This window comes from Pseudomonas sp. NBRC 111131 (assembly GCF_001320525.1).
Classification (GTDB): domain Bacteria; phylum Pseudomonadota; class Gammaproteobacteria; order Pseudomonadales; family Pseudomonadaceae; genus Aquipseudomonas; species Aquipseudomonas ceruminis.
Map to the genome: position 1 here is coordinate 83070 of NZ_BCBH01000018.1, position 21407 is coordinate 104476.

The following is a 21407-nucleotide window of genomic DNA, read 5'->3' on the forward strand; positions in this document are numbered from 1 at the left end:
CATTGCCCGCCATGGGCTTTACCCATGTTATCCACACCCGCATCTTGATAGGCAAGCAGTTCGCATAACCCTGAACGATGGAAGCCCACCATGACGCGCCCGAACATCCTGTTCATCATGGCCGACCAGATGGCCGCGCCCCTCTTGCCGATCTACGGTACCTCACCGATCCAGATGCCCCACCTGGAGCGCCTGGCAGAGGGGGCCGTGGTATTCGATTCGGCCTATTGCAACAGCCCGCTGTGCGCCCCCTCACGCTTCACCCTGGTCAGCGGCCAGTTGCCCAGCCGCATCGGCGCCTATGACAATGCTGCCGACTTCCCCGCTGATGTCCCCACCTACGCCCATTACCTGCGCCGGCTCGGCTACCGCACGGCGTTGTCGGGCAAGATGCACTTCTGTGGCCCGGACCAATTGCACGGCTACGAACAACGCCTGACCAGCGATATCTACCCCGCCGATTACGGTTGGACAGTGAACTGGGACGCGCCGCACGAGCGCCCGAGTTGGTACCACAACATGTCATCAGTGCTGCAGGCCGGCCCCTGCGTGCGCACCAATCAGCTGGATTTCGACGAAGAGGTGGTGTTCAAGGCCCGCCAGTACCTCTACGACCATGTGCGCGAGAACCATGGCCGGCCGTTCTGCCTGACCGTCTCGATGACTCACCCCCACGACCCGTACACCATCCCGAAGCGTTACTGGGATCGTTACGAGGGTGTGGATATCCCCATGCCCTGCGCCGAATTGGGCCAGCATGCGCTGGACCCCCATTCCCAGCGCCTGCTCAAGGTCTACGACCTGTGGGACAAGCCCCTGCCTGTGGATAAGATCCGCGACGCCCGCCGTGCCTACTTCGGCGCCTGCAGCTACATTGACGACAACATCGGCCAGCTGCTGCAGACCCTGCAAGAGTGCAACCTGGCCGACGATACCTTGATCGTATTCTCCGGTGACCACGGCGACATGCTTGGCGAGCGTGGGCTCTGGTACAAGATGCACTGGTTCGAGATGGCGGCGCGGGTACCGCTATTGATCTATGCACCCAACCGCTTTGCGCCCGGGCGGGTCAGCGCCTCGGTGTCGACCTGCGACCTGTTGCCGACTCTGGTCGAGCTGGCCGGCGGCCAGCTGGAACCACAGCTGCACCTGGATGGCCACTCGCTGCTCGGGCACTTGCAAGGGCAGGGCGGCCATGACGAGGTGATCGGCGAATACATGGCCGAAGGCACGGTCGGCCCGCTGATGATGATCCGCCGCGGCGCCTTCAAGTTCGTGTACAGCGAAGACGACCCCTGTCTACTCTATGACCTGAGCCGCGACCCGCACGAGCGGGAGAACCTCACCGGCAGCCCGGACCACCAGGCGCTGCTGCAGGCATTTGTCGATGAAGCCCGGCAGCGTTGGGATATGCCCAGCCTGCGCCAGCAGGTATTGGCCAGCCAGCGGCGGCGCCGTCTGGTCGCCGAAGCGCTGGCCATCGGCACGCTGAAAAGCTGGGACCATCAACCTTGGGTTGATGCCAGCGAACAGTACATGCGCAACCACATCGACCTCGACGACCTCGAGCGCAAGGCACGTTATCCACAGCCCGCACCCTTGGATTGATGAAGAGAGGCCGCCATGCTCAAGTTCTCCACCGCCATGTTCGCCCTGGCCCTTGGCCTGACCACTGCCAGCGCCTACGCCGACGACGCGCAATGCACCACTGTGAAACTGGCCGACCCCGGTTGGAGCGACATTGCCTCCACCAACGCTATCGCCCGGCTGCTGCTGGAGCGCCTGGGCTATCAGGTCAAGGTCGACAGCCTGGCGGTGCCGATCATCTATGGTGGCCTGAAGGACGGCAAGGTCGATGCCTTCCTCGGCAACTGGATGCCGGCGCAGCAGGGCTTTCATGACAAGTTCATCGCCAGCGGCGATGTGCAGCAGCTCTCGCGCAATCTGGAGGGAACCGAATTTACGCTGGCGGTACCCGACTACGTATGGAATGCCGGCGTGAAGTATTTTGCCGACCTGCAAAAACATGCCGACCAATTCGACAGAAAGCTTTACGGGATCGGCTCGGGGGCGCCAGCGAACCTGTCGCTGAAAGCGATCATCGACAAGAATGAATTCAACCTCGGCCAGTGGAAGCTGGTGGAGTCGAGCGAACAGGCAATGCTGGCGCAAGTCGACCGCGCCGTGAAGAAGAGCCAGTTCATCACCTTCCTGGGCTGGACACCACACCCGATGAACGTGAAGCTGAAGATGCATTACCTCACGGGCGGTGAGCAGTGGTTTGGCAGCAAGGGCGAGGTCTATACGCTGACCCGCAAGGGTTATCCACAAGCGTGCCCGAACGCGGCGAGGCTGCTGGGTAATCTGAAATTCACCCTGGATATGGAAAACAGCATCATGGCCGAGGTTGTGGATAAGAAAATCACTTTCGATGAAGCGGCCAAGGCCTGGGCCAAGGCGAACCCTCAGGTGGTCGAGGGCTGGCTGGCCGGGGTGACCACCCTGGCCGGCGGCAGTGCCAGGGAAGCGGTGGCATCCGATTTGTAAAGCCTGTACCCGACACCCCCTGACGCGAGTTGCCCGATGATTCACCTGACCCACCTGCTGCCCTTCCTCACCTGGCTGCCCCGTCAATCGGGTCGCAGCCTGCGCCAGGACCTGCTGGTGGGCCTGAGCGGTGCGATCCTCGCCCTGCCGCAATCGATCGCCTATGCCCTGATCGCCGGGCTGCCTGCAGAATACGGACTGTACGCTGCAATCGTGCCGGTACTGGTCGCCTGCCTATGGGGCTCCTCCTGGCACCTGATCTGCGGCCCGACCGCCGCGATGTCCATTGTCCTCTACGCCAGCATCAGCCCCTTGGCCGTGGCCGGCAGCGCTGACTACGTCACCCTGGTGTTGCTGCTGACCTTCCTCGCCGGCGTCTTCCAGTTGCTGCTCGGCCTGCTGCGTTTCGGGGCCTTGGTCAATTTCGTCTCCCATTCGGTGGTGCTCGGGTTCACCCTCGGCGCCGCCATCGTCATCGCCCTTGGCCAACTGCCTAACCTGCTGGGCATGGACCTGCCAAGCCAGGCAACGGCGTTGAAAACCGTACAGACGCTGGCCAGCCACGCCGGTGAGATCGACCTGCCTTCACTGGCGCTGGGTGTGGCCACCGTACTCATCGGCATCGCCCTTAAGCTCTGGCGCCCACGCTGGCCGAGCCTGTTGATAAGCCTGATGCTGGTCAGCCTGCTGGCTTGGCTGCTGCCGGGCGTCTTCGGTCACGTACCACGGGTACCGGCCTTCACCGGCCAATTACCGCCCTTGAGCCCACTGCCCCTGCTGGACCTGGACCTGATGCTGCGGCTGCTGCCCAGCGCCGTGGCGGTGGGCATGCTCGGGCTGGTCACCAGCCTGTCGATTGCCCGCTCGCTGTCGGCACGCTCCGAGCAACTGATCGACGCCGATCAGGAAATCCGTGCCCAAGGGTTGTCGAATATTGTCGGGGCGTTCTTCTCCGGCTATCTGTCATCCGGCTCCTTCACCCGTTCGGGGCTGAGCTACGACGCCGGCGCCCGCTCGCCGATGGCTGGGGTGTTCTCCGCAGCGTGGGTGGCGCTGTTCGCCGTGGCAGGCGCCGGGCTGATCGCACAGTTGCCGATTCCGGCCATGGCCGGCAGCATCCTGCTGATCTGCTGGGGGCTGGTGGACCATCGCGCGATACGCGCACTGTTCCGGGTCAGCCGTTCGGAGTTCCTGGTCATGGCCCTGACCGCTGCCGCGACCTTGCTGTTGGAGTTGCAGACGGCCATTTACGCTGGCGTGCTGGCCTCGCTGTTTTTCTATCTCAAGCGCACGTCACGGCCACGGGTACAGCAGAGCCGCGAAGGGTCGGTGGATGTGCTGCGGGTGGGCGGGTCGATCTTTTTCGGCGCGGCGCATTACCTGCAGGTGCGCCTGCAGCGCTGCCAGGGGCCGCATGTGGTGATTGATGCTCGGCAGGTGAATTTCATCGATTACTCAGGTGTGGATATGTTGCACCGCGAGGCACGGCGGTTACGACGCACGGGGGGAAGTTTGACGCTGCAGCGGGCCAGGCCGCAGGTAATCGAAGAGTTGCAGAAGCTGGAGGGAAAGGCGCTGTGCCCTATTCAATTTGCCGAATGAGGTGCAGCCGACTTGTCGGCGATGGGCCGCAAAAGCGGCCCCAGGTTCTCAGCCGCGAGCCAGTTGTCGACGCAACTCAGCCAAGACCGGCCCCGTATCCGGCCGAACTCCACGCCAGATAAAGAACGCCTCAGCCGCCTGCTCTGCCAGCATGCCCAGCCCGTCCAACACCTTGGCGGCCCCCAGCTTGCTCGCCCATTGGCAAAAAGGTGTGGGCTCCTTGCCATACATCATGTCGTAGCACACCGTCCGCCCCGCCTCGATCAGGCTGTCGGCAATCGGCGGTAGCTCACCGGACAAACTGGCCGAGGTGGCATTGATGATCACATCCACGGGCTCCTGCAACCAGGCAAAGCCACTGGCCACCACCGGCCCCATGTCATCGAACTCATGGGCCAGTTGCTCGGCCTTTTCCACCGTGCGGTTGGCAATCACCAGCGATTGCGGGTTGTGCGCCAGGATAGGCTCCAGCACACCCCGCACCGCACCACCGGCACCCAGAATGAGAATGCGCTTGCCTGCCAGCTCGACCCCGGCGTTCACCGTCAAGTCACGCACCAGGCCTGCGCCGTCGGTGTTGTCGCCGCGCAGGGTGCCGTCTGCCAGCTTGCTCAGGGTATTTACCGCCCCGGCACGCTGGGCACGTGGGGTAAGGCTGTCGCATAGCCGGTAGGCTTCTTCCTTGAACGGCACGGTCACGTTGGCGCCGCTGCCCTGCTTGAAGAAGCCACGGGCGCAGTCGCTGAATTCGTCCAGTGGCGCCAGCAAGGTGGCGTACTCCAGGTCCTGGCCGGTCTGCTCGGCAAACAGGCGGTGGATCAACGGCGACTTGCTGTGGCCGATGGGGTTACCGAAAACGACATACTGGTCCATGGGAGCTCCTCGGTTATCCACAGGCTTACTGGGCGAGCCAGTCGCGGTCTTGCAGGAAGTACTCGGTCAGGCGCGCTTCTTCGCTGCCCGGCGCGGCCTTCCAATCGTAACCCCAACGTACCTGCGGTGGCAGCGACATGAGGATCGACTCGGTACGGCCACCTGATTGCAGGCCAAACAGGGTGCCGCGGTCATAGACCAGGTTGAACTCCACGTAGCGGCCGCGGCGGTACTCTTGGAACTCGCGTTGCTGGGCGGTGTAAGGCGTGTTCTTGCGGCGCTGGACGATCGGCAGGTAGGCGTCGACATAGGCATCGCCAATGGCGCGGATGAAGGCGAAGCAGGTGTCGAAATCCCACTCGTTCAGGTCATCGAAGAACAGCCCGCCAATGCCACGGGGCTCGCCTCGGTGCTTGATGTGGAAGTAGCGGTCGCACCAGGCCTTGTAGCGCGGGTAAACGTCAGCGCCGAACGGCGCGCACGCCTGCTCGGCCACACGGTGCCAGTGAATGCAATCCTCCTCATTGCCGTAGTACGGGGTCAGGTCGAAGCCGCCACCGAACCACCAGACGGCCTCCTCGCCTTCCTTCTCGGCAATGAAGAAACGTACATTGGCATGGGATGTTGGCACATGCGGGTTGTGCGGATGGATTACCAGCGACACGCCCAAGGCCTCGAAGCCACGGCCTGCCAGCTCGGGGCGATGGGCACTGGCCGATGGCGGCAGGCCGGCGCCGAACACGTGGGAGAAGTTCACCCCACCTTTTTCGATCAGTTGCCCGTCACCGATCACCCGCGTGCGGCCCCCGCCACCAGCTTCGCGCACCCACGCGTCCTCGACGAAGCGGGCGCTGCCGTCTTCGGCTTCGAGGGCAGAGCAGATGCGGTCTTGCAGGTCGAGCAGGTAGGCTTTCACGGCCTCGGTGCGGCTAGTCATCGGGTCACCAGGAACGGGCAGGGAAGAATTCGGCGCGTAGCATACCACCGGTGGTTGGCGCGCCGCAGTTGACGGCGATCAAGCAAAGGCGTCCGATAGAAGGCCTTTCCCGATCCCGATAACAGGAGTGCGAGATGGCCAAGCGTATCCAGTTCAGCCAGCATGGCGGCCCCGAAGTGTTGCAGCTTGTGGCGTTCGACCCGGCGCCGCCCGGGCCCCAGCAGGTGCGTGTGCGTAACCATGCGATCGGCTTGAACTTCATCGACACCTATTTCCGCAGCGGGCTGTACGCACCGCCTGCGTTGCCGTCAGGCCTGGGCACCGAGGGTGCCGGTGTGGTCGAAGCGGTGGGCGAGGGGGTCAGCCGCCTGAAAGTAGGTGACCGTGTAGCCTATGGCGGCGGCCCACTGGGTGCCTACAGCGAAGTGCATACGCTGCCGGAGGCCAACCTGGTCAAGCTGCCTGACAGCATCAGCTTCGAGCAAGCGGCGGCGGTGATGCTCAAGGGCCTGACCGTGCAATACCTGCTCAAGCAGACCTACGCCGTGCAGCCAGGCGATGTGATTCTGTTCCATGCGGCGGCCGGGGGCGTCGGTTCGCTGGCTTGCCAATGGGCCAAGGCGCTGGGGGCCAAGTTGATCGGTACTGTCAGCTCCTCCGAAAAGGCCGAGCGGGCCAAGGCGCTGGGTGCCTGGGCCACCATCGACTACAGCCGCGAAGATGTGGCCAAGCGCGTGCTTGAGCTGACCGACGGCAAGAAATGCCCGGTGGTGTACGACGGCGTGGGTGCCGATACCTGGCTGACTTCACTGGACTGCCTGCAGCCACGCGGGTTGATGGTGAGCTTTGGCAATGCGTCGGGCGCGGTGACGGGGGTCAACCTGGGCATCCTGTCGCAGAAGGGCTCGCTGTATGTCACCCGGCCGACCCTGGCCGGCTATGCCAACAATGCCGAAAACACCCAGGCCATGGCGGATGACCTGTTTGCAATGATTGCCAGCGGCAAGCTGGTTGTGGATATCCAGCAGCGGTATCCGCTGAGTGAGGCAGCCAAGGCGCAGACCGAACTGTCGGCGCGGCGGACTGTGGGGTCGACCGTTCTGCTCCCTTGAACACAGGGGCCGCTTTGCGGCCCCTTCGCAGGACAAGCCCGCTGCAACAACATAGGCGCTGCCCGGGAAGTCGTCGGTTCACCCGGCAGCTCTATCCCGGGCGGACGACCTCGCCCGTGGCCAGATCACGAATCACACTCGGATTCTTGCGCCCACCCAGCGCCCCGCCGAGCACCAGATCCAGCTGCCCGTGGAAATACTGCTCCACCCGCAACCGCGTCTTCGCCGCCGGCCGCCCACCCGGGTTGCACGAGGTGGAAATCAACGGCCCCACCAACGCACACAACTCGCGCACCTGCGGGTGATCACTGACCCGCAGCGCCACGGTGTCATGCTGCCCCGTCACCCACTCCGGCAACAGGTCCTGATGCGGTACCAGCCAGGTATTGGGCCCCGGCCAGGTGCTGCCCATGCGGTCGATCCAGTCTTCGGGAAAATCCTCGAACAGGAAATCGAACTGGCGGATGTTGTCAGCGATCAGGATCAACCCTTTGTCCACAGGCCGCGACTTGAGCGCCAGCAAGCGATACACCGCGTCCTCGTTCCACGGGTCGCAGCCCAGGCCCCAGACCGCTTCCGTCGGGTAGGCGATCACCGCACCGGCCCGAATCTCACGTGCGGCTTGTTGCACACGCCAACTGCTCACCATTTGTGTCTCTCCGCATTTAAGCCTTGCACGCAGTTTACTTAGCCGGCGCGGGCAAACCAACGCCCAGCTTCATTGCTCACCCGGCCTTCGAGCTCCAACTCGGTCAACTGCGCCAGTACCTGCGCCAATGGCTGTTCGCTGCAATGGGCAAGCATCTCGCTGGTCTGCGGCGCAGCATGCAACAGCGCTAGCAACGGATGTGTCGGTGTGTCCACGACGGCCGGTGGCAGGTTCTGCCACCCCTGCAGGCTTTCCAGGATCTGCTCCACGCTTTCCACCAACAATGCGCCATCGCGAATCAGCTGGTGGCAGCCCTTGGCGCCTGGGTGGTGGATGGAGCCGGGGATGGCATACACCTCGCGGCCTTGCTCGGCCGCAAGCCGTGCGGTAATCAGCGAACCGCTGGCCAAGCTCGCCTCGACCACCAGCACGCCCAGTGACAGGCCACTGATGATCCGGTTACGCCGTGGAAAATTGCCAGGTAACGGCCCGGCATCCAGCGGGTACTCGGAAACCAGCGCGCTACCGTTGTCGATCATTGCCCTGGCCAAGTCGCGGTGGCGCTGTGGATAAAGTTTTTTCAGACCCGTGCCTAGCACGCCAATTGTGGCACCTCCGGCCTCAAGCGCAGCCCGATGAGCGGCGCCGTCGATACCCAATGCAAGCCCGCTGGTGATGGTGAACCCGGCATGGGACAGGTAACGGGAAAAGGCCCGGGCCGTGTCCAGAGCCGGTGGCGAAGCACGCCTGCTGCCCACAATCGCCAGCTGGGGCCGCTCGAGCAAGGCCGGGTCACCCGCGACGAAAAGCAAGGGCGGGGCATCGTCGATTTCCGCCAGCAGCGCGGGGTAGCCAGGGCTGTCCCACATCAGTAAATGCTGGCCGGGGCGCTCTAACCAGGCCATTGCAGCCAGCGCCCCGTCGCGCACCTCAGCACTTCGCCTGGCATCGATGCTGGCTTGTGCTATACCCAATGCTCGCCAGGCGCCGGCCGGAGCGCTAAGCGCCGACGAAGCACTGCCGAAGGCTTCGAGTAAAGTGCGAAAGCGACGCAAACCCGTTTCTGGAAGACGATGCAGGCGTAATCGCGCCTCTAGTTCGGCAGGCGGGCAGAGCGACGAATGGTGATTGAGCATAGGGATCATCCTTGATCGAAACAGGGCCATCTACGTGGTACAACCTGTGGATAACTGTGTGGGTAACACTTTGAAAAGCTGTCCATTAATCGGACGCTATCAAGCCCATAGACACCCTAGTCGAGCTTGCCAGGTGCCGAATCCCCCGATTCCCTTTATTATGTGTGTTCAGTTTTCAACCGAACGCACAGTGACTGCCTGACCCTATGGCCATCTTGAACATTCTCGAATTCCCGGACCCGCGCCTGCGCACCATCGCCAAACCGGTGACAGAGTTCGACGACGCCCTGCGCCAGCTGATCGACGACATGTTTGAAACCATGTACGAAGCGCCCGGCATCGGCCTGGCTGCCACCCAGGTCAACGTCCACAAACAGGTCGTGGTGATGGACCTGAGCGAAGACCGCAGCGAGCCGCGGGTCTTCATCAACCCGGTGGTCGAAGAACTCACCCACGACATGGGCCAGTACCAGGAAGGTTGCCTGTCGGTGCCTGGCTTCTACGAGAACGTCGACCGCCCGCTGCGCGTGCGCGTCAAGGCGCAGGACCGCGACGGCAAGCCCTACGAGCTCGAAGCCGAAGGCCTGCTGGCGGTGTGCGTGCAGCACGAGTTCGATCACCTCAACGGCAAGCTGTTCGTCGACTACCTGTCGCAGCTCAAACGCGACCGGATCAAGAAAAAGCTGGAAAAGCAGCACCGCCAGCAAGCCTGATCCCCACCTTCCAGAAGGCTTGCTCCGGCAAGCCTTTTTCTTTTTTGAAGCGAGAACTCCATGCGCATCGTCTTTGCAGGCACTCCAGAGTTTGCTGCCGAACACCTCAAGGCCTTGCTCGACAGCCCCTACCAGGTCGTGGCCGTCTACACCCAGCCCGACCGCCCTGCCGGCCGTGGCCAGAAGCTCATGCCAAGCCCGGTCAAGCAGCTGGCCGTGGCCCATGACATTCCGGTGTTCCAGCCGCCGACTTTGCGCAATGCACAGGCCCAGGCCGAACTGGCTGCACTGAAGCCGGACCTGATGGTAGTGGTCGCCTATGGCCTGATCCTGCCCCAGGCAGTGCTGGACATCCCCCGCCTGGGCTGCATCAACAGCCACGCATCGCTGCTGCCACGCTGGCGCGGCGCGGCGCCGATCCAGCGCGCCGTAGAAGCAGGCGATGCCGAGAGCGGCGTGACCGTGATGCGTATGGAAGCCGGCCTGGACACTGGCCCCATGCTGCTCAAAGTGATTACGCCAATCAGCGCCCAGGACACCGGCGGCAGCCTGCACGACCGCCTCGCCGAAATGGGCCCACCCGCTGTGGTGCAGGCCATCGCCGGCCTGGCTGACGGCAGCTTGCAGGGCGAAGTGCAGGACGATGCCCTGGCCACGTATGCACACAAGCTGAACAAGGACGAAGCGCGCATCGACTGGAGCCGCCCAGCCGTGGAGCTGGAGCGCCTGATCCGTGCCCTCAACCCCTGGCCGGTATGCCACAGCACCCTCGACGGCGAGAGCGTGAAGGTACTCGCCGCTCACGTGTCCACAGGCAAGGGCGCCCCGGGTGAAATCCTCTCTGCCAGCAAGGACGGCCTGGTGGTCGCCTGCGGTGACCAGGCCTTGAGCCTGACACGCCTGCAATTGCCAGGCGGCAAGGCCCTGGCCTTCAGCGACCTGTTCAACAGCCGCCGCGAGAAGTTCGCCAGTGGCAAGGTGCTTGGCCAATGAACCCACGCCTCGCCGCCGCTCGTGCCTTGGCTGCTGTCCTCAGCGGCAAGGCCTCGCTGAACAGCTCGCTACCGGCGCAACTGGACAAGGTAGACGAACGTGACCGCGGCCTGACCCAAGACCTGGCGTTCGGTACTGCCCGCTGGCAGCCGCGCCTCGACCTGCTCGCCGCGCAGTTACTGCAGAAGCCGTTCAAGGCTGCCGACGCCGATGTGCAGGCACTGTTGCTGGTCGGCCTGTATCAGTTGTTCTATACCCGCATTCCGGCCCACGCGGCCATCGGCGAGACGGTCGGGTGCGCCGACAAGCTGAAAAAGCCTTGGGCAAAAGGGCTGCTCAACGCCGTGCTGCGTCGCGCCCAACGCGAAGGCGAGGCCCTGCTCGCCGGCATGGAGCGCGACCCCGTGGTACGCACCGCCCACCCGCGCTGGCTGCAGAAAGCGCTCAAGGCGTTCTGGCCAGAGCAGTGGGAAGCGATCTGCGCGGCCAACAATGCCCACCCGCCGATGATCCTGCGGGTCAACCGCCGCCACCATAGCCGCGACGCCTACCTGGCCTTGCTGGCCGAAGCAGGCGTCGGTGCCAGTGCCTGCCAGTACAGCCGCGACGGTATCGTGCTGGCCGAAGCTTGTGATGTGCGCAGCCTGCCAGGCTTCGCCCAGGGTTGGGTCAGCGTGCAGGACGAAGCCGCGCAACTGTGCGCCGACCTGCTCGAACTGGCGCCCGGCCAACGCGTGCTCGACGCCTGCTGCGCCCCAGGCGGCAAGACCTGCCACCTGCTCGAAGCCGAAACGGGCCTGGCCCATGTGGTGGCTATCGACCTGGAGGCCAAGCGCCTGACCCGTGTGCGCGAGAACCTCGACCGCCTGCAGCTGGACGCCGAGCTGATCGCCTGTGACGCCCGCGACACGGCCAGCTGGTGGGACGGTAAGCCCTTCCAGCGCATCCTGCTCGACGCGCCGTGTTCGGCGACCGGCGTGATTCGCCGCCACCCGGACATCAAACTGACCCGTCAGGCCGACGACATTCCAGCCCTCGCCGCGCTGCAAGGCGAGCTGCTCGATGCCCTGTGGCCAACCCTGGAAGTGGGCGGCATGCTGCTGTATGCCACCTGCTCGAGCTTGCCCACCGAGAACACCGAAGTGATCGAGGCCTTCCTCACCCGCACCCCGGGCGCCCGTGAGCTGGACCTGGCTACCGAGGCAGGTGTACGTCAACCCCATGGCCGCCAGCTGTTGGCCCAGGAAGGCGGCCATGACGGCTTCTACTATGCCAAGCTGATCAAGATCGCCGCCTCGCGCGGGTAAGCAAAACGTTTAGGGAGTAGCGGATGAAGATCATCATCCTCGGCGCAGGGCAGGTGGGTGGTACGCTGGCGGAGCACCTGGCGAGCGAAGCCAACGACATCACCGTGGTCGACACCGACGGCGATCGCCTGCGCGACCTGGGCGACCGCCTCGACATCCGTACCGTGCAAGGCCGCGGCTCGCTGCCCACGGTACTGCGCCAGGCCGGCGCCGATGATGCCGACATGCTGGTGGCCGTCACCAACAGTGACGAAACCAACATGGTGGCGTGCCAGGTCGCCTATTCCTTGTTCCACACCCCGACCAAGATTGCCCGCGTGCGTGAATCGGCCTACCTCACACGCGAGGAACTGTTCGACAACGACCACATTCCAGTGGACGTGCTGATCAGCCCCGAGCAGGTGGTCACCAACTACATCAAGCGCCTGATCGAACACCCAGGCTCACTGCAGGTGATCGACTTTGCCGAAGGCAAAGCGCAGTTGGTGGCAGTCAAGGCCTACTACGGTGGCCCGTTGGTGGGGCAGCAGTTGCGCCAGATTCGCGCGCACATGCCCAACGTCGACACCCGCGTAGCCGCGATCTTCCGCCGCGACCGGCCGATCACCCCACGGGGCGATACCGTGATCGAGGCCGACGACGAGGTCTTCTTCATCGCCGCCAAGAAAGACATCCGCGCCGTGATGGGTGAACTGCGGCGGATCGATGAAACCAACAAGCGCGTGGTCATCGCCGGTGGCGGGCAGATCGGCGAGCGTCTGGCAGAGGCCATCGAAAGCCGCTATCAGGTGAAGATCATCGAGATGAGCCCGGCGCGCTGCCGCCACCTGTCCGACACCCTGGAAAGCACCGTGGTGCTGCAGGGCAGTGCCTCGGACAAGGACCTGATGCTGGAAGAGAACATCGCCGACGCCGACATCTTCCTGGCGCTGACCAACGATGACGAAGCCAACATCATGTCATCGCTGCTGGCCAAGCGCCTTGGCGCGCGCAAGGTGATGACCATCATCAACAACCCGGCCTATGTCGACCTGGTGCAAGGCGGCGACATCGACATTGCCATCAGCCCGCAGCTGGCCACCATCGGCACCCTGCTGGCGCACGTGCGCCGTGGCGACATCGTCAGCGTACACTCGCTGCGCCGTGGTGCGGCCGAGGCGATCGAAGCGGTAGCACATGGCGATGCGAAGTCGAGCAAGGTGGTCGGCAAGGCCATCGAAGACATCTCCCTGCCACCCGGCACCACCATCGGCGCGATCATTCGTGACGAACAGGTGCTGATCGCCCACGACGATACGGTGATCGAGTCAGGCGACCATGTGATCCTGTTCGTTGTGGATAAAAAGCACATCAGGGACGTGGAGAAGCTGTTCCACGTGGGTTTGAGTTTCTTCTAGGGGAAGAGGGCATGCGCGAGTCGCTGGAGAAGATGCTGGCCAAGGGTGTGGATAACCCGCTGCTGCGGTTCGGGCTGGGCAAAGCCTGGCTGGATGAAGGGAACGGCGCTGAAGCGGCGGTGCACCTGGCGGTGTGTGTGGAGCAAGACCCGAAGTACTCCGCAGCCTGGAAGCTGCTGGGCAAGGCGTATCAGCTGCAGGGTGATGCGGCGGCGGCGCGCAAGGCCTGGGAGGATGGGATAGTGGCGGCGCAGGCTCATGGCGACAAGCAGGCCGAAAAAGAAATGACGGTGTTTCTCAAGAAACTGAACAAGGCCTGAAATCGTTGGGGCTGCAAAGCAGCCCCCCGAAACATCAATACCAGCGCGGCTCGCCAGCCGGGCGCTTCTTGAAGCGCTTCATGCTCCACATGTACTGGCTGGGATATTCGCGCACATAGCGCTCGACCACCTTGCTCATGGCCGCCGCCGACTCGGTCACATCGGTGCTGTACATCGCCTCCGGGGCTGCTTCCAGGAACACTTTGAAGCCCGAACCATCCGGCAAACGCAGCGCATGCAGGAACACTCCTACCGCCTTGCCACCGGCCAGCATGTTCGGCACGAACTTGCTGGTCAGCGCCTGGGTACCCAGGAACGGCACGAACACACCCGCCGATTCGGCCGGCTCCGGGTCAGCAGGGATGCCCACCTGGCCGCCACGGCGCACTTCCTTGATCACGCTGAGGATGCCTTCCTTGGTCGAAGGCGCCACGCGATTGCCCATCTGTACGCGCTGCTCTCGCAGCAGGTCATCCACCGCCTTGAGCTTGGGTGGGCGGTAGAAGATGATCGGCTTGCACTGGCTGCAGTAGAAGTGGTTGAGCACTTCCCAGTTACCCAGGTGGCTGGTGATGCCGACCACGCCCTTGCCCGAGGCCAGGGCCTGCTCCAGTACTTCAAGCCCGTGTACTTCCTTGACCAGGTCCAGCGACCGCTGCGGCGGCCAGATCCAGGCACAGGCACTTTCGACAAACGACTTGCCGATGTCCCGCAGCGCGCGGCCCACCAACTGCTCACGTTCGGTCGGGTCCATCTGCGGGAAGCACTTGGCCAAGTTGATGCGCACGACGTTGCGCGAACCGTTGGGGATTTTCCACATCAGCCAGCCGATGCCGGCACCGACGCGCTGCACTGCGCCCCAGGGCAGCTTGGCAAACAGACGAAGCACCCCGACCATCAGGGCGCCCTTGAACTTTTCCACAGGCGAATTCCTTATTTCAGCAAGGCGCGCATTGTAACCCCTCAGCGCACCAAGGCGGCGTAACGATCACAATCGGTGGTGTGGTCCATGACCATCCCGGTCGCCTGCATGAAGGCGTAACAGATGGTCGGGCCGACGAAAGTGAAGCCGGCTTTCTGCAGGGCCTTGCTCATGGCCTTGGCTTCATCGGTCACTGCCGGCACCTCGCCGCGGCCCGTGAAATGATTGATCCTGGGCGTGCCCCCGACGAACGACCACAGCCACTCGGCCGGGTTATCCACAGCCAGCCAGGCCTGTGCATTGCGCCGCGCGGCCTTGAGTTTGAGGCGGTTGCGGATGATGCCGGGATCGAGCATCAACGCTTCGATCCGCTCGTCGCTCATCTGCGACAGCTTTACCGGATCGAAGCCATACATCACCTGTCGATAGCGTTCGCGCTTGCGCAGCACGGTGATCCACGACAACCCCGCCTGGAACCCTTCGAGCAAAAGCATCTCGAACAGCAACGCCGGGTCACGCTGCGGCGTTCCCCATTCCTGGTCGTGGTAGGCCTGGTACAACGGATCGTCTGAACACCAAAAGCAGCGTGGCATAAGGCTCCAATGAGTAGAGGGCGAAGCGAATCAGGTTATACTCCCGCTCTTTACATCCGCATCCCCAGATACAGGTGAATTTCGTGAGCCAGCCTACGCCAGCCGTGCGTACCTTCCAAGACCTGATCCTCGCCCTGCAGAACTACTGGGCCGAGCAAGGTTGTGTGGTGCTTCAGCCCTACGATATGGAAGTAGGCGCCGGCACTTTCCACACCGCAACATTCCTGCGCGCCGTCGGCCCAGAAACCTGGAACGCCGCCTACGTGCAGCCTAGCCGTCGCCCTGCCGACGGGCGGTATGGCGAAAACCCCAACCGCCTGCAGCACTACTACCAGTTCCAAGTAGTGCTCAAGCCCAACCCTGCCAACTTCCAGGAGCTGTACCTCGGCTCGCTGAAAGCCATCGGCCTCGACCCACTGGTCCACGATATCCGTTTTGTCGAAGACAACTGGGAGTCGCCGACCCTGGGCGCCTGGGGCCTGGGCTGGGAAATCTGGCTCAACGGCATGGAAGTGACCCAGTTCACCTACTTCCAGCAGGTTGGCGGTATCGAGTGCTACCCGGTCACCGGTGAAATCACCTACGGCCTGGAGCGCCTGGCCATGTACATCCAGGGTGTCGACTCGGTGTACGACCTGGTGTGGGCCGACGGCCCGTTCGGCAAGGTCACCTACGGCGATGTGTTCCACCAGAACGAGGTGGAGCAGTCGACCTACAACTTCGAACACGCCAACGTCGAGAAGCTGTTCGAACTGTTCGACTTCTACGAAAGCGAAGCCAACCGCCTGATCAAGCTGGACCTGCCGCTGCCCACCTACGAAATGGTCCTGAAGGCTTCGCACACCTTCAACCTGCTCGACGCCCGTCGCGCCATCTCGGTGACCGAGCGCCAGCGCTACATCCTGCGCGTGCGCACCCTGGCCCGGGACGTGGCGCAAAGCTATCTGCAAGCCCGCGCACGCCTGGGCTTCCCGATGGCCACCCCTGAACTGCGTGACGAAGTGTTGGCGAAGCTGGAGGCTGCACAATGAGTGCTCAAGATTTTCTGGTAGAACTGGGCACCGAAGAGCTGCCACCCAAAGCCCTTGCCAGCCTCGGCGAAGCCTTCCTCGCCGGTATCGAGAAAGGCCTGCAGGCCGCTGGCCTGAACTACGCGGGCAAACAGGTCTATGCCGCGCCACGCCGCCTGGCCGTCTTGATCCGCCAGCTCGACGTGCAGCAGCCTGACCGCAGCATCAACATCGATGGCCCGCCCCTGCAGGCGGCGTTCAACGCCGAAGGCCAGCCAACCCAGGCGGCCCTGGGCTTCGCCAAGAAGTGCGGGGTCGAACTGTCCGAAATCGACCAGAGCGGCGCCAAACTGCGCTTCTCTCAGCACATCCCGGGTAAAGCCACCACCAGCCTGCTGCCGACCATCGTCGAGGATTCGCTCAACGACCTGCCGATCCCCAAGCGCATGCGCTGGGCTGCCAGCCGTGAAGAGTTCGTACGCCCGACCCAGTGGCTGGTGATGCTGCTCGGCGACCAGGTGGTCGACTGCACCATCCTCTCGCAGAAGGCAGGCCGCGAGTCCCGTGGCCACCGTTTCCATCACCCGGAAAATGTGGTCATCACCACCCCGGCCAACTACGTCGAAGACCTGCGCAAAGCCTACGTGCTGGCCGACTTCGCCGAGCGCCGCGAGCTGATTGCCAAGCGCACTGCCGAACTGGCCCTGCAGCAGGAAGGCACAGCGATCGTGCCGCCAGCGCTGCTGGACGAAGTGACCGCGCTGGTCGAGTGGCCTGTGCCGCTGGTGTGCTCGTTCGAGGAGCGTTTCCTCGACGTGCCGCAGGAAGCCCTGATTACCACCATGCAGGACAACCAGAAGTATTTCTGCCTGCTGGACAGCGAAGGCAAGCTGCTGCCGCGCTTCATTACCGTGGCCAACGTCGAGAGCCGGGACCCCAAGCAGATCGTCCAGGGTAACGAAAAGGTCGTGCGCCCACGTCTGACCGACGCCGAGTTCTTCTTCAAGCAGGACAAGAAGCAGCCACTGGCGAGCTTCAACGAGCGCCTGAAGAACGTGGTATTCCAGGCTCAGCTGGGTACCGTCTACGACAAGGCCGAACGCGTTTCCAAACTGGCCGCCTTCATTGCCCCGCTGATCGGCGGCGACGCCCAGCGTGCTGGCCGTGCCGGCCTGTTGTCCAAATGCGACCTGGCCACCGAGATGGTCGGCGAATTCCCTGAAATGCAGGGCGTTGCCGGTTACTACTACGCGCTCAACGATGGCGAGCCAGAAGACGTCGCCCTGGCACTGAACGAGCAGTACATGCCGCGCGGCGCTGGCGCCGAGCTGCCGCAGACCCTGACCGGTGCTGCCGTTGCCATCGCCGACAAGCTCGACACCCTGGTCGGCATCTTTGGTATCGGCATGCTGCCCACCGGAAGCAAAGACCCGTACGCCCTGCGCCGTGCTGCATTGGGCGTGCTGCGTATCCTGATCGAGAAGCAGCTGGACCTGGACCTGACCGGTGCGGTCGAGTTCGCGGTCAAGCAGTTCGGTACCAAGGTCAAGGCTGCCGGCCTGGCGGAGCAGGTGCTGGAGTTCATCTTCGACCGCCTGCGCGCGCGCTATGAAGACGAGGGCATCGACGTTGCCACCTATCTGTCGGTGCGTGCCCTGAAGCCGGGTTCCGCCCTGGACTTCGACCAGCGCGTACAGGCCGTGCAGGCCTTCCGCAAGCTGCCAGAAGCCGAGGCCTTGGCCGCGGTGAACAAGCGCGTGTCGAACCTGCTGGGCAAGGCTGAAGGTGCTATCGCAGAGCAGGTCGAACCGAAGTACTTCGACAACGCCAATGAGTTCTCCCTGTACTCGGCCATCCAGCAGGCCGACCAGGCTGTGCAACCGATGGCTGCCGCACGCCAGTACAGCGAATCGCTGGCCCGCCTGGCTGCCTTGCGTGACCCGGTCGACGCCTTCTTCGAGGCGGTGATGGTCAACGCCGAGGATGCCAAGGTGCGTGCCAACCGTTATGCCCTGCTCAGCCGCCTGCGCGGTCTGTTCCTGGGCGTGGCCGACATTTCGCTGCTGGGGTAAGCCTTGAAACTGCTGATTCTCGATCGTGACGGAGTGATCAACCAAGACTCCGACGCCTACATCAAGTCGCTGGAGGAATGGATCCCGATTCCCGGCTCGATCGAGGCCATCGCGCAGTTGAGCAAGGCGGGCTGGACGGTGGCCGTGGCCACCAACCAGTCCGGCATTGCCCGTGGTTACTACTCGCTGGCAACCCTGGAGGCCATGCATGCACGCCTGCGTGCGCTGGTGGCCGAACAGGGCGGCGAAGTAGGCCACATCGTGTACTGCCCGCACGGGCCGGATGAAGGCTGCGCGTGCCGCAAGCCCAAGCCGGGTATGCTGCGGGCAATTGCCGACTACTACCAGGCCGACCTGCGCGGCGTGTGGTTCGTTGGCGACAGCAAAGGTGACCTTGAGGCCGCCCTGGCCGTCGGTGCACAACCCGTGTTGGTCAAAACCGGCAAGGGAGAGCGGACCCTGGAAAAAGGCGTCGCTGAAACTACACTGATTTTCGACGATCTGGCCGCTATCGCCAGAGAACTAATTTAAACGATGCGCCTAAGGGCGCATTTTTCTCAGGCGGGCAAGCCCCGCAACGGTACATGCCACTATGTCGATCCTGCAGGCGATCAGAATCTTTCTTTTTTACCTGCTACTGGGCACCAGTTCTTTGCTGTGGTGCTCGCTGAGCTTTTTCATCGCGCCATTTTTGCCCTTCCACAAACGCTATCGCTTCATCAACGTCTACTGGTGCCGATTCGCCGTGCTGCTGGCGCGGGTATTCCTGGGTATCCACTACAAGGTGACCGGTGCCGAGAACGTGCCCAAAACACCCTGTGTGATTCTGTCCAACCACCAGAGCACCTGGGAAACCTTCTTCCTTTCCGCCTATTTTTCGCCGTTGAGCCAAGTGCTCAAGCGTGAACTGCTGTACGTGCCCTTCTTTGGCTGGGCGATGGCCATGCTCAGGCCGATCGCCATCAACCGCGACAATCCCAAGGAAGCCTTGCGCCAGGTGGCCAGCAAGGGTGATGAGCTGCTCAAGCAGGGCGTATGGGTGTTGATATTCCCCGAAGGTACCCGTGTGCCATTCGGCACACTGGGCAAGTTTTCCCGCGGGGGTACCGCCCTGGCGGTGAACGCTGGCCTGCCGGTGCTGCCGATCGCGCACAACGCTGGCAAGTTCTGGCCCAAGACCGGCTGGGGTAAGCGCGCGGGCACCATCGAGGTAGTGATTGGTGAGCCGATGTACGCCAACGGCAGCGGTCCGCGGGCCATTGCCGAGCTCAATGATCGTGCTGCCGCCTGGAATGAGGCGACCCAACGGGCCTTGGGTTCGCTGCCGCCAGTGGATGAAAAACCGCAGGAGCAGATCGCCTGAGCATCTGTGGATAAGTTGTTAGCAATTTTTGGATGAATGCGCTTTAAACAGCGGTAAGTATCTGAATTAGCTATTTATTTCTGTGTATGACGTTTTTTCGAAAATCGTGCATAAGTTTTTTTAGGGCATAAAAAAACCGGCTTTTACAGCCGGTTTTTTTATACATGTGCCTTGCCTCACACCTTGTCGATATCCACGTCCTTGGTTTCCTTCAGGCAGAAGATGCCCACCACCAGGCTGATGCCGGTCACCAGCACGGGGTACCACAGGCCATAGAAGATGTCCCCGGTGTACACCACCAACGCGAACGACACCGTCGGCAGGAACCCACCGAACCAGCCGTTGCCGATGTGGTAGGGCAGTGACATCGAGGTGTAACGGATGCGGGTGGGGAACAGCTCGACCATCACCGCCGCCAACGGGCCATAGGTCATGGTAGCGATAAGGATCATCGCCACGATCAGCACCACTACCATGACCTGGTTGACCTGCGCCGGGTCAGCCTTGGCCGGGTAGCCTGCCTGTTCGATCGCGGTACGCATGGCGGCTTCATCGAAGCCATTGATGGTCTTGTCACCGATGTTCACCACCACCTGGCTGCCGGTGACCGCCACCGAGCTATAGGGCAGGCCTTGCTTGACCAGGAACGTCTTGACCTTGTCGCACGGGCTGTCGAAACGGGCCTTGCCAACGGGGTCGAACTGGAAGGTGCAACCTTGCGGATCAGCAGTGACCACGATGGGCGCCTGGCGGCTGGCGGCATCGATCTGAGGGTTGGCGTAGTGGCTGAGCGCCTTGAACAGCGGGAAGTACAGCACCGTCGCCAGCAACAGCCCAACCATCAGGATCGGCTTGCGCCCGATGCGGTCGGACAACCAGCCGAAAATCACGAAGAACGGCGCACCGATCACCACGCTGATGATCAGCAGGGTATTGGCCTGGGCCGGGTCCATCTTGAGCATCTGGGTCATGAAGAACAGCACGTAGAACTGCGCGGTATAGAAGGTCACGGCCTGGCCGGCGTTGATGCTGAACAAGGCGGTGAGCACGACCTTGAGGTTAGGCCAGGAAGTGAACGACTCACGGATCGGCGACTTGCTGACCTTGCCCTGCGCCTTCATTTTCACGAAGGCCGGCGATTCATGCATGCTCATGCGGATCCAGGTTGAGATCCCCAACAGCACGATCGACAGCAGGAACGGCAAGCGCCAGCCCCAGGTTTCGAACTGATCGCCGCTGATGTAACGGCTGCCCAGCACCACCAGCAACGACAGCAGCAGGCCCAGGGTAGCAGTGGATTGGATGAAGCCTGTATGGAAGCCGCGCTTGCCGGGCGGTGCATGTTCTGCCACATAGGTTGCCGCACCGCCGTACTCGCCGCCTAGGGCCAGCCCTTGGAGCATGCGCAGCACCACCAGGATGATGGGCGCTGCGATACCGATGCTGGCGTAGGTAGGCAGCAGGCCCACGGCGAAGGTGGACAGGCCCATGAGCACGATGGTGATCAGGAACGTGTACTTGCGCCCGATCATGTCACCCAGCCGGCCGAACACCAAGGCACCGAAGGGTCGCACCAGGAAGCCGGCAGCAAAGGCCATCAGGGCGAAGATGAAGGCAGTGGTGTCGTTGACACCCGCGAAGAACTGCTTGCTGATGACCGCAGCCAGCGCGCCATAAAGAAAAAAGTCATACCACTCGAAAACCGTCCCGAGGGATGACGCGAAAATGATCTTGCGTTCTTCACGACGGCTGTTGCTGCTCGCCGCCGCCCCCTGCTCTTGGATGTAATCCGACATCGTTGCTGTCCTCGGCCCGCAGGCCACAGTGATTATTTTTGTTGTTCCACTGTCGGCCGCCTCTG

Annotated in this window: 20 protein-coding genes; 13 read left to right on the plus strand and 7 right to left on the minus strand. The window is 62.9% G+C overall.

Features of this window, described 5'->3' with window-relative positions; all coding sequences use genetic code 11:
- Positions 1–90 precede the first annotated feature (90 nt).
- Genes betC through APH34_RS17245 form a run of 3 tightly spaced genes read left to right on the plus strand, consistent with a single transcriptional unit; the run spans position 91 to position 4149 of the window.
- Positions 91–1608, plus strand: coding sequence for a choline-sulfatase (gene betC, locus APH34_RS17235; RefSeq protein WP_054902241.1), 1518 nt, complete (start codon positions 91–93; stop codon positions 1606–1608).
- 15 nt (positions 1609–1623) lie between these two features.
- Positions 1624–2547, plus strand: coding sequence for a choline ABC transporter substrate-binding protein (gene choX, locus APH34_RS17240; protein ID WP_054902242.1), 924 nt, complete (start codon positions 1624–1626; stop codon positions 2545–2547).
- Between the two features lie 36 nt (positions 2548–2583).
- The gene (locus tag APH34_RS17245; protein ID WP_054902243.1) at positions 2584–4149 is read left to right on the plus strand and encodes a SulP family inorganic anion transporter; all 1566 of its coding nucleotides are present in this window, start codon (positions 2584–2586) and stop codon (positions 4147–4149) included.
- A gap of 48 nt (positions 4150–4197) precedes the next feature.
- Here the strand turns inward: APH34_RS17245 and aroE are convergent, their stop codons facing one another.
- Positions 4198–5022, minus strand: a complete 825-nt coding sequence (aroE, locus tag APH34_RS17250; RefSeq protein ID WP_054902244.1) for a shikimate dehydrogenase — start codon at positions 5020–5022, stop codon at positions 4198–4200.
- A gap of 25 nt (positions 5023–5047) precedes the next feature.
- The gene (gene hemF, locus APH34_RS17255) at positions 5048–5959 is read right to left on the minus strand and encodes an oxygen-dependent coproporphyrinogen oxidase (RefSeq protein WP_054902245.1); all 912 of its coding nucleotides are present in this window, start codon (positions 5957–5959) and stop codon (positions 5048–5050) included.
- A 134-nt stretch (positions 5960–6093) separates the two neighbouring features.
- Here hemF and APH34_RS17260 point away from each other — a divergent pair, with 134 nt between their 5' ends.
- Positions 6094–7071 (plus strand): NADPH:quinone reductase, encoded by a 978-nt coding sequence (locus APH34_RS17260; RefSeq protein WP_054902246.1) that lies wholly within the window; start codon positions 6094–6096, stop codon positions 7069–7071.
- 91 nt (positions 7072–7162) lie between these two features.
- Here APH34_RS17260 and APH34_RS17265 read toward each other — a convergent pair whose 3' ends face one another.
- Together APH34_RS17265 and dprA are read right to left on the minus strand one after the other, a co-directional pair.
- Positions 7163–7720, minus strand: coding sequence for an L-threonylcarbamoyladenylate synthase (locus tag APH34_RS17265; protein ID WP_054902247.1), 558 nt, complete (start codon positions 7718–7720; stop codon positions 7163–7165).
- A gap of 38 nt (positions 7721–7758) precedes the next feature.
- Positions 7759–8856, minus strand: coding sequence for a DNA-processing protein DprA (gene dprA, locus APH34_RS17270; protein WP_054902248.1), 1098 nt, complete (start codon positions 8854–8856; stop codon positions 7759–7761).
- A 206-nt stretch (positions 8857–9062) separates the two neighbouring features.
- Between dprA and def the strand changes: the two genes are divergently transcribed.
- The 5 genes from def to APH34_RS17295 are packed head-to-tail and all read left to right on the plus strand — an operon-like array spanning position 9063 to position 13586.
- Positions 9063–9569, plus strand: a complete 507-nt coding sequence (gene def / locus APH34_RS17275) for a peptide deformylase (protein ID WP_054902249.1) — start codon at positions 9063–9065, stop codon at positions 9567–9569.
- A gap of 60 nt (positions 9570–9629) precedes the next feature.
- Positions 9630–10562 carry a methionyl-tRNA formyltransferase gene (gene fmt, locus APH34_RS17280; protein WP_054902250.1) on the plus strand — a complete coding sequence of 311 codons (933 nt, stop codon included), beginning with the start codon at positions 9630–9632 and terminating at the stop codon, positions 10560–10562.
- Complete coding sequence (gene rsmB, locus APH34_RS17285) at positions 10559–11869, plus strand: 16S rRNA (cytosine(967)-C(5))-methyltransferase RsmB (RefSeq protein ID WP_054902251.1); 1311 nt, start codon at positions 10559–10561, stop codon at positions 11867–11869. The genes fmt and rsmB overlap by 4 nt, the downstream gene beginning before the upstream one ends.
- 23 nt (positions 11870–11892) lie before the next feature.
- The gene (gene trkA / locus APH34_RS17290; protein ID WP_054902252.1) at positions 11893–13266 is read left to right on the plus strand and encodes a Trk system potassium transporter TrkA; all 1374 of its coding nucleotides are present in this window, start codon (positions 11893–11895) and stop codon (positions 13264–13266) included.
- 11 nt (positions 13267–13277) lie between these two features.
- Positions 13278–13586 carry a tetratricopeptide repeat protein gene (locus APH34_RS17295; RefSeq protein ID WP_054902253.1) on the plus strand — a complete coding sequence of 103 codons (309 nt, stop codon included), beginning with the start codon at positions 13278–13280 and terminating at the stop codon, positions 13584–13586.
- A gap of 34 nt (positions 13587–13620) precedes the next feature.
- Here APH34_RS17295 and APH34_RS17300 read toward each other — a convergent pair whose 3' ends face one another.
- On the minus strand, positions 13621–14508 hold the full coding sequence (locus APH34_RS17300) for a lysophospholipid acyltransferase (RefSeq protein WP_054902254.1): 888 nt from the start codon (positions 14506–14508) through the stop codon (positions 13621–13623).
- A gap of 41 nt (positions 14509–14549) precedes the next feature.
- Positions 14550–15101, minus strand: coding sequence for a DNA-3-methyladenine glycosylase I (locus APH34_RS17305; protein ID WP_054902255.1), 552 nt, complete (start codon positions 15099–15101; stop codon positions 14550–14552).
- A gap of 83 nt (positions 15102–15184) precedes the next feature.
- Between APH34_RS17305 and glyQ the strand changes: the two genes are divergently transcribed.
- The 4 genes from glyQ (at position 15185) to APH34_RS17325 (ending at position 19546) form a co-directional block, all read left to right on the plus strand.
- On the plus strand, positions 15185–16132 hold the full coding sequence (gene glyQ, locus APH34_RS17310) for a glycine--tRNA ligase subunit alpha (protein ID WP_025337182.1): 948 nt from the start codon (positions 15185–15187) through the stop codon (positions 16130–16132).
- A complete protein-coding gene (glyS, locus tag APH34_RS17315) occupies positions 16129–18183 on the plus strand; it encodes a glycine--tRNA ligase subunit beta (RefSeq protein ID WP_054902256.1) in 2055 nt (684 codons plus the stop codon). The genes glyQ and glyS overlap by 4 nt, the downstream gene beginning before the upstream one ends.
- Positions 18184–18186: 3 nt before the next feature.
- Entirely contained in the window at positions 18187–18714 is a 528-nt protein-coding gene (gene gmhB, locus APH34_RS17320; protein ID WP_054902257.1) for a D-glycero-beta-D-manno-heptose 1,7-bisphosphate 7-phosphatase, read from the plus strand.
- Between the two features lie 61 nt (positions 18715–18775).
- Positions 18776–19546 carry a 1-acyl-sn-glycerol-3-phosphate acyltransferase gene (locus APH34_RS17325; RefSeq protein WP_054902258.1) on the plus strand — a complete coding sequence of 257 codons (771 nt, stop codon included), beginning with the start codon at positions 18776–18778 and terminating at the stop codon, positions 19544–19546.
- Positions 19547–19722: 176 nt separating this feature from the next.
- Here the strand turns inward: APH34_RS17325 and APH34_RS17330 are convergent, their stop codons facing one another.
- Entirely contained in the window at positions 19723–21342 is a 1620-nt protein-coding gene (locus tag APH34_RS17330; RefSeq protein ID WP_054902259.1) for an MFS transporter, read from the minus strand.
- Positions 21343–21407: the final 65 nt, after the last annotated feature.

Excerpts from the sequence above, each read along its gene's own strand:
- APH34_RS17305 (WP_054902255.1), bottom strand. The coding sequence starts at position 15,101 with ATGCCACGCTGCTTTTGGTGTTCAGACGATCCGTTGTACCAGGCCTAC.
- betC (WP_054902241.1), top strand. The coding sequence starts at position 91 with ATGACGCGCCCGAACATCCTGTTCATCATGGCCGACCAGATGGCCGCG.
- APH34_RS17245 (WP_054902243.1), top strand. The coding sequence starts at position 2,584 with ATGATTCACCTGACCCACCTGCTGCCCTTCCTCACCTGGCTGCCCCGT.
- APH34_RS17330 (WP_054902259.1), bottom strand. The coding sequence starts at position 21,342 with ATGTCGGATTACATCCAAGAGCAGGGGGCGGCGGCGAGCAGCAACAGC.
- trkA (WP_054902252.1), top strand. The coding sequence starts at position 11,893 with ATGAAGATCATCATCCTCGGCGCAGGGCAGGTGGGTGGTACGCTGGCG.
- glyS (WP_054902256.1), top strand. The coding sequence starts at position 16,129 with ATGAGTGCTCAAGATTTTCTGGTAGAACTGGGCACCGAAGAGCTGCCA.
- def (WP_054902249.1), top strand. The coding sequence starts at position 9,063 with ATGGCCATCTTGAACATTCTCGAATTCCCGGACCCGCGCCTGCGCACC.
- APH34_RS17265 (WP_054902247.1), bottom strand. The coding sequence starts at position 7,720 with ATGGTGAGCAGTTGGCGTGTGCAACAAGCCGCACGTGAGATTCGGGCC.
- rsmB (WP_054902251.1), top strand. The coding sequence starts at position 10,559 with ATGAACCCACGCCTCGCCGCCGCTCGTGCCTTGGCTGCTGTCCTCAGC.
- aroE (WP_054902244.1), bottom strand. The coding sequence starts at position 5,022 with ATGGACCAGTATGTCGTTTTCGGTAACCCCATCGGCCACAGCAAGTCG.
- APH34_RS17295 (WP_054902253.1), top strand. The coding sequence starts at position 13,278 with ATGCGCGAGTCGCTGGAGAAGATGCTGGCCAAGGGTGTGGATAACCCG.
- dprA (WP_054902248.1), bottom strand. The coding sequence starts at position 8,856 with ATGCTCAATCACCATTCGTCGCTCTGCCCGCCTGCCGAACTAGAGGCG.
- APH34_RS17260 (WP_054902246.1), top strand. The coding sequence starts at position 6,094 with ATGGCCAAGCGTATCCAGTTCAGCCAGCATGGCGGCCCCGAAGTGTTG.
- hemF (WP_054902245.1), bottom strand. The coding sequence starts at position 5,959 with ATGACTAGCCGCACCGAGGCCGTGAAAGCCTACCTGCTCGACCTGCAA.
- fmt (WP_054902250.1), top strand. The coding sequence starts at position 9,630 with ATGCGCATCGTCTTTGCAGGCACTCCAGAGTTTGCTGCCGAACACCTC.
- APH34_RS17325 (WP_054902258.1), top strand. The coding sequence starts at position 18,776 with ATGTCGATCCTGCAGGCGATCAGAATCTTTCTTTTTTACCTGCTACTG.
- choX (WP_054902242.1), top strand. The coding sequence starts at position 1,624 with ATGCTCAAGTTCTCCACCGCCATGTTCGCCCTGGCCCTTGGCCTGACC.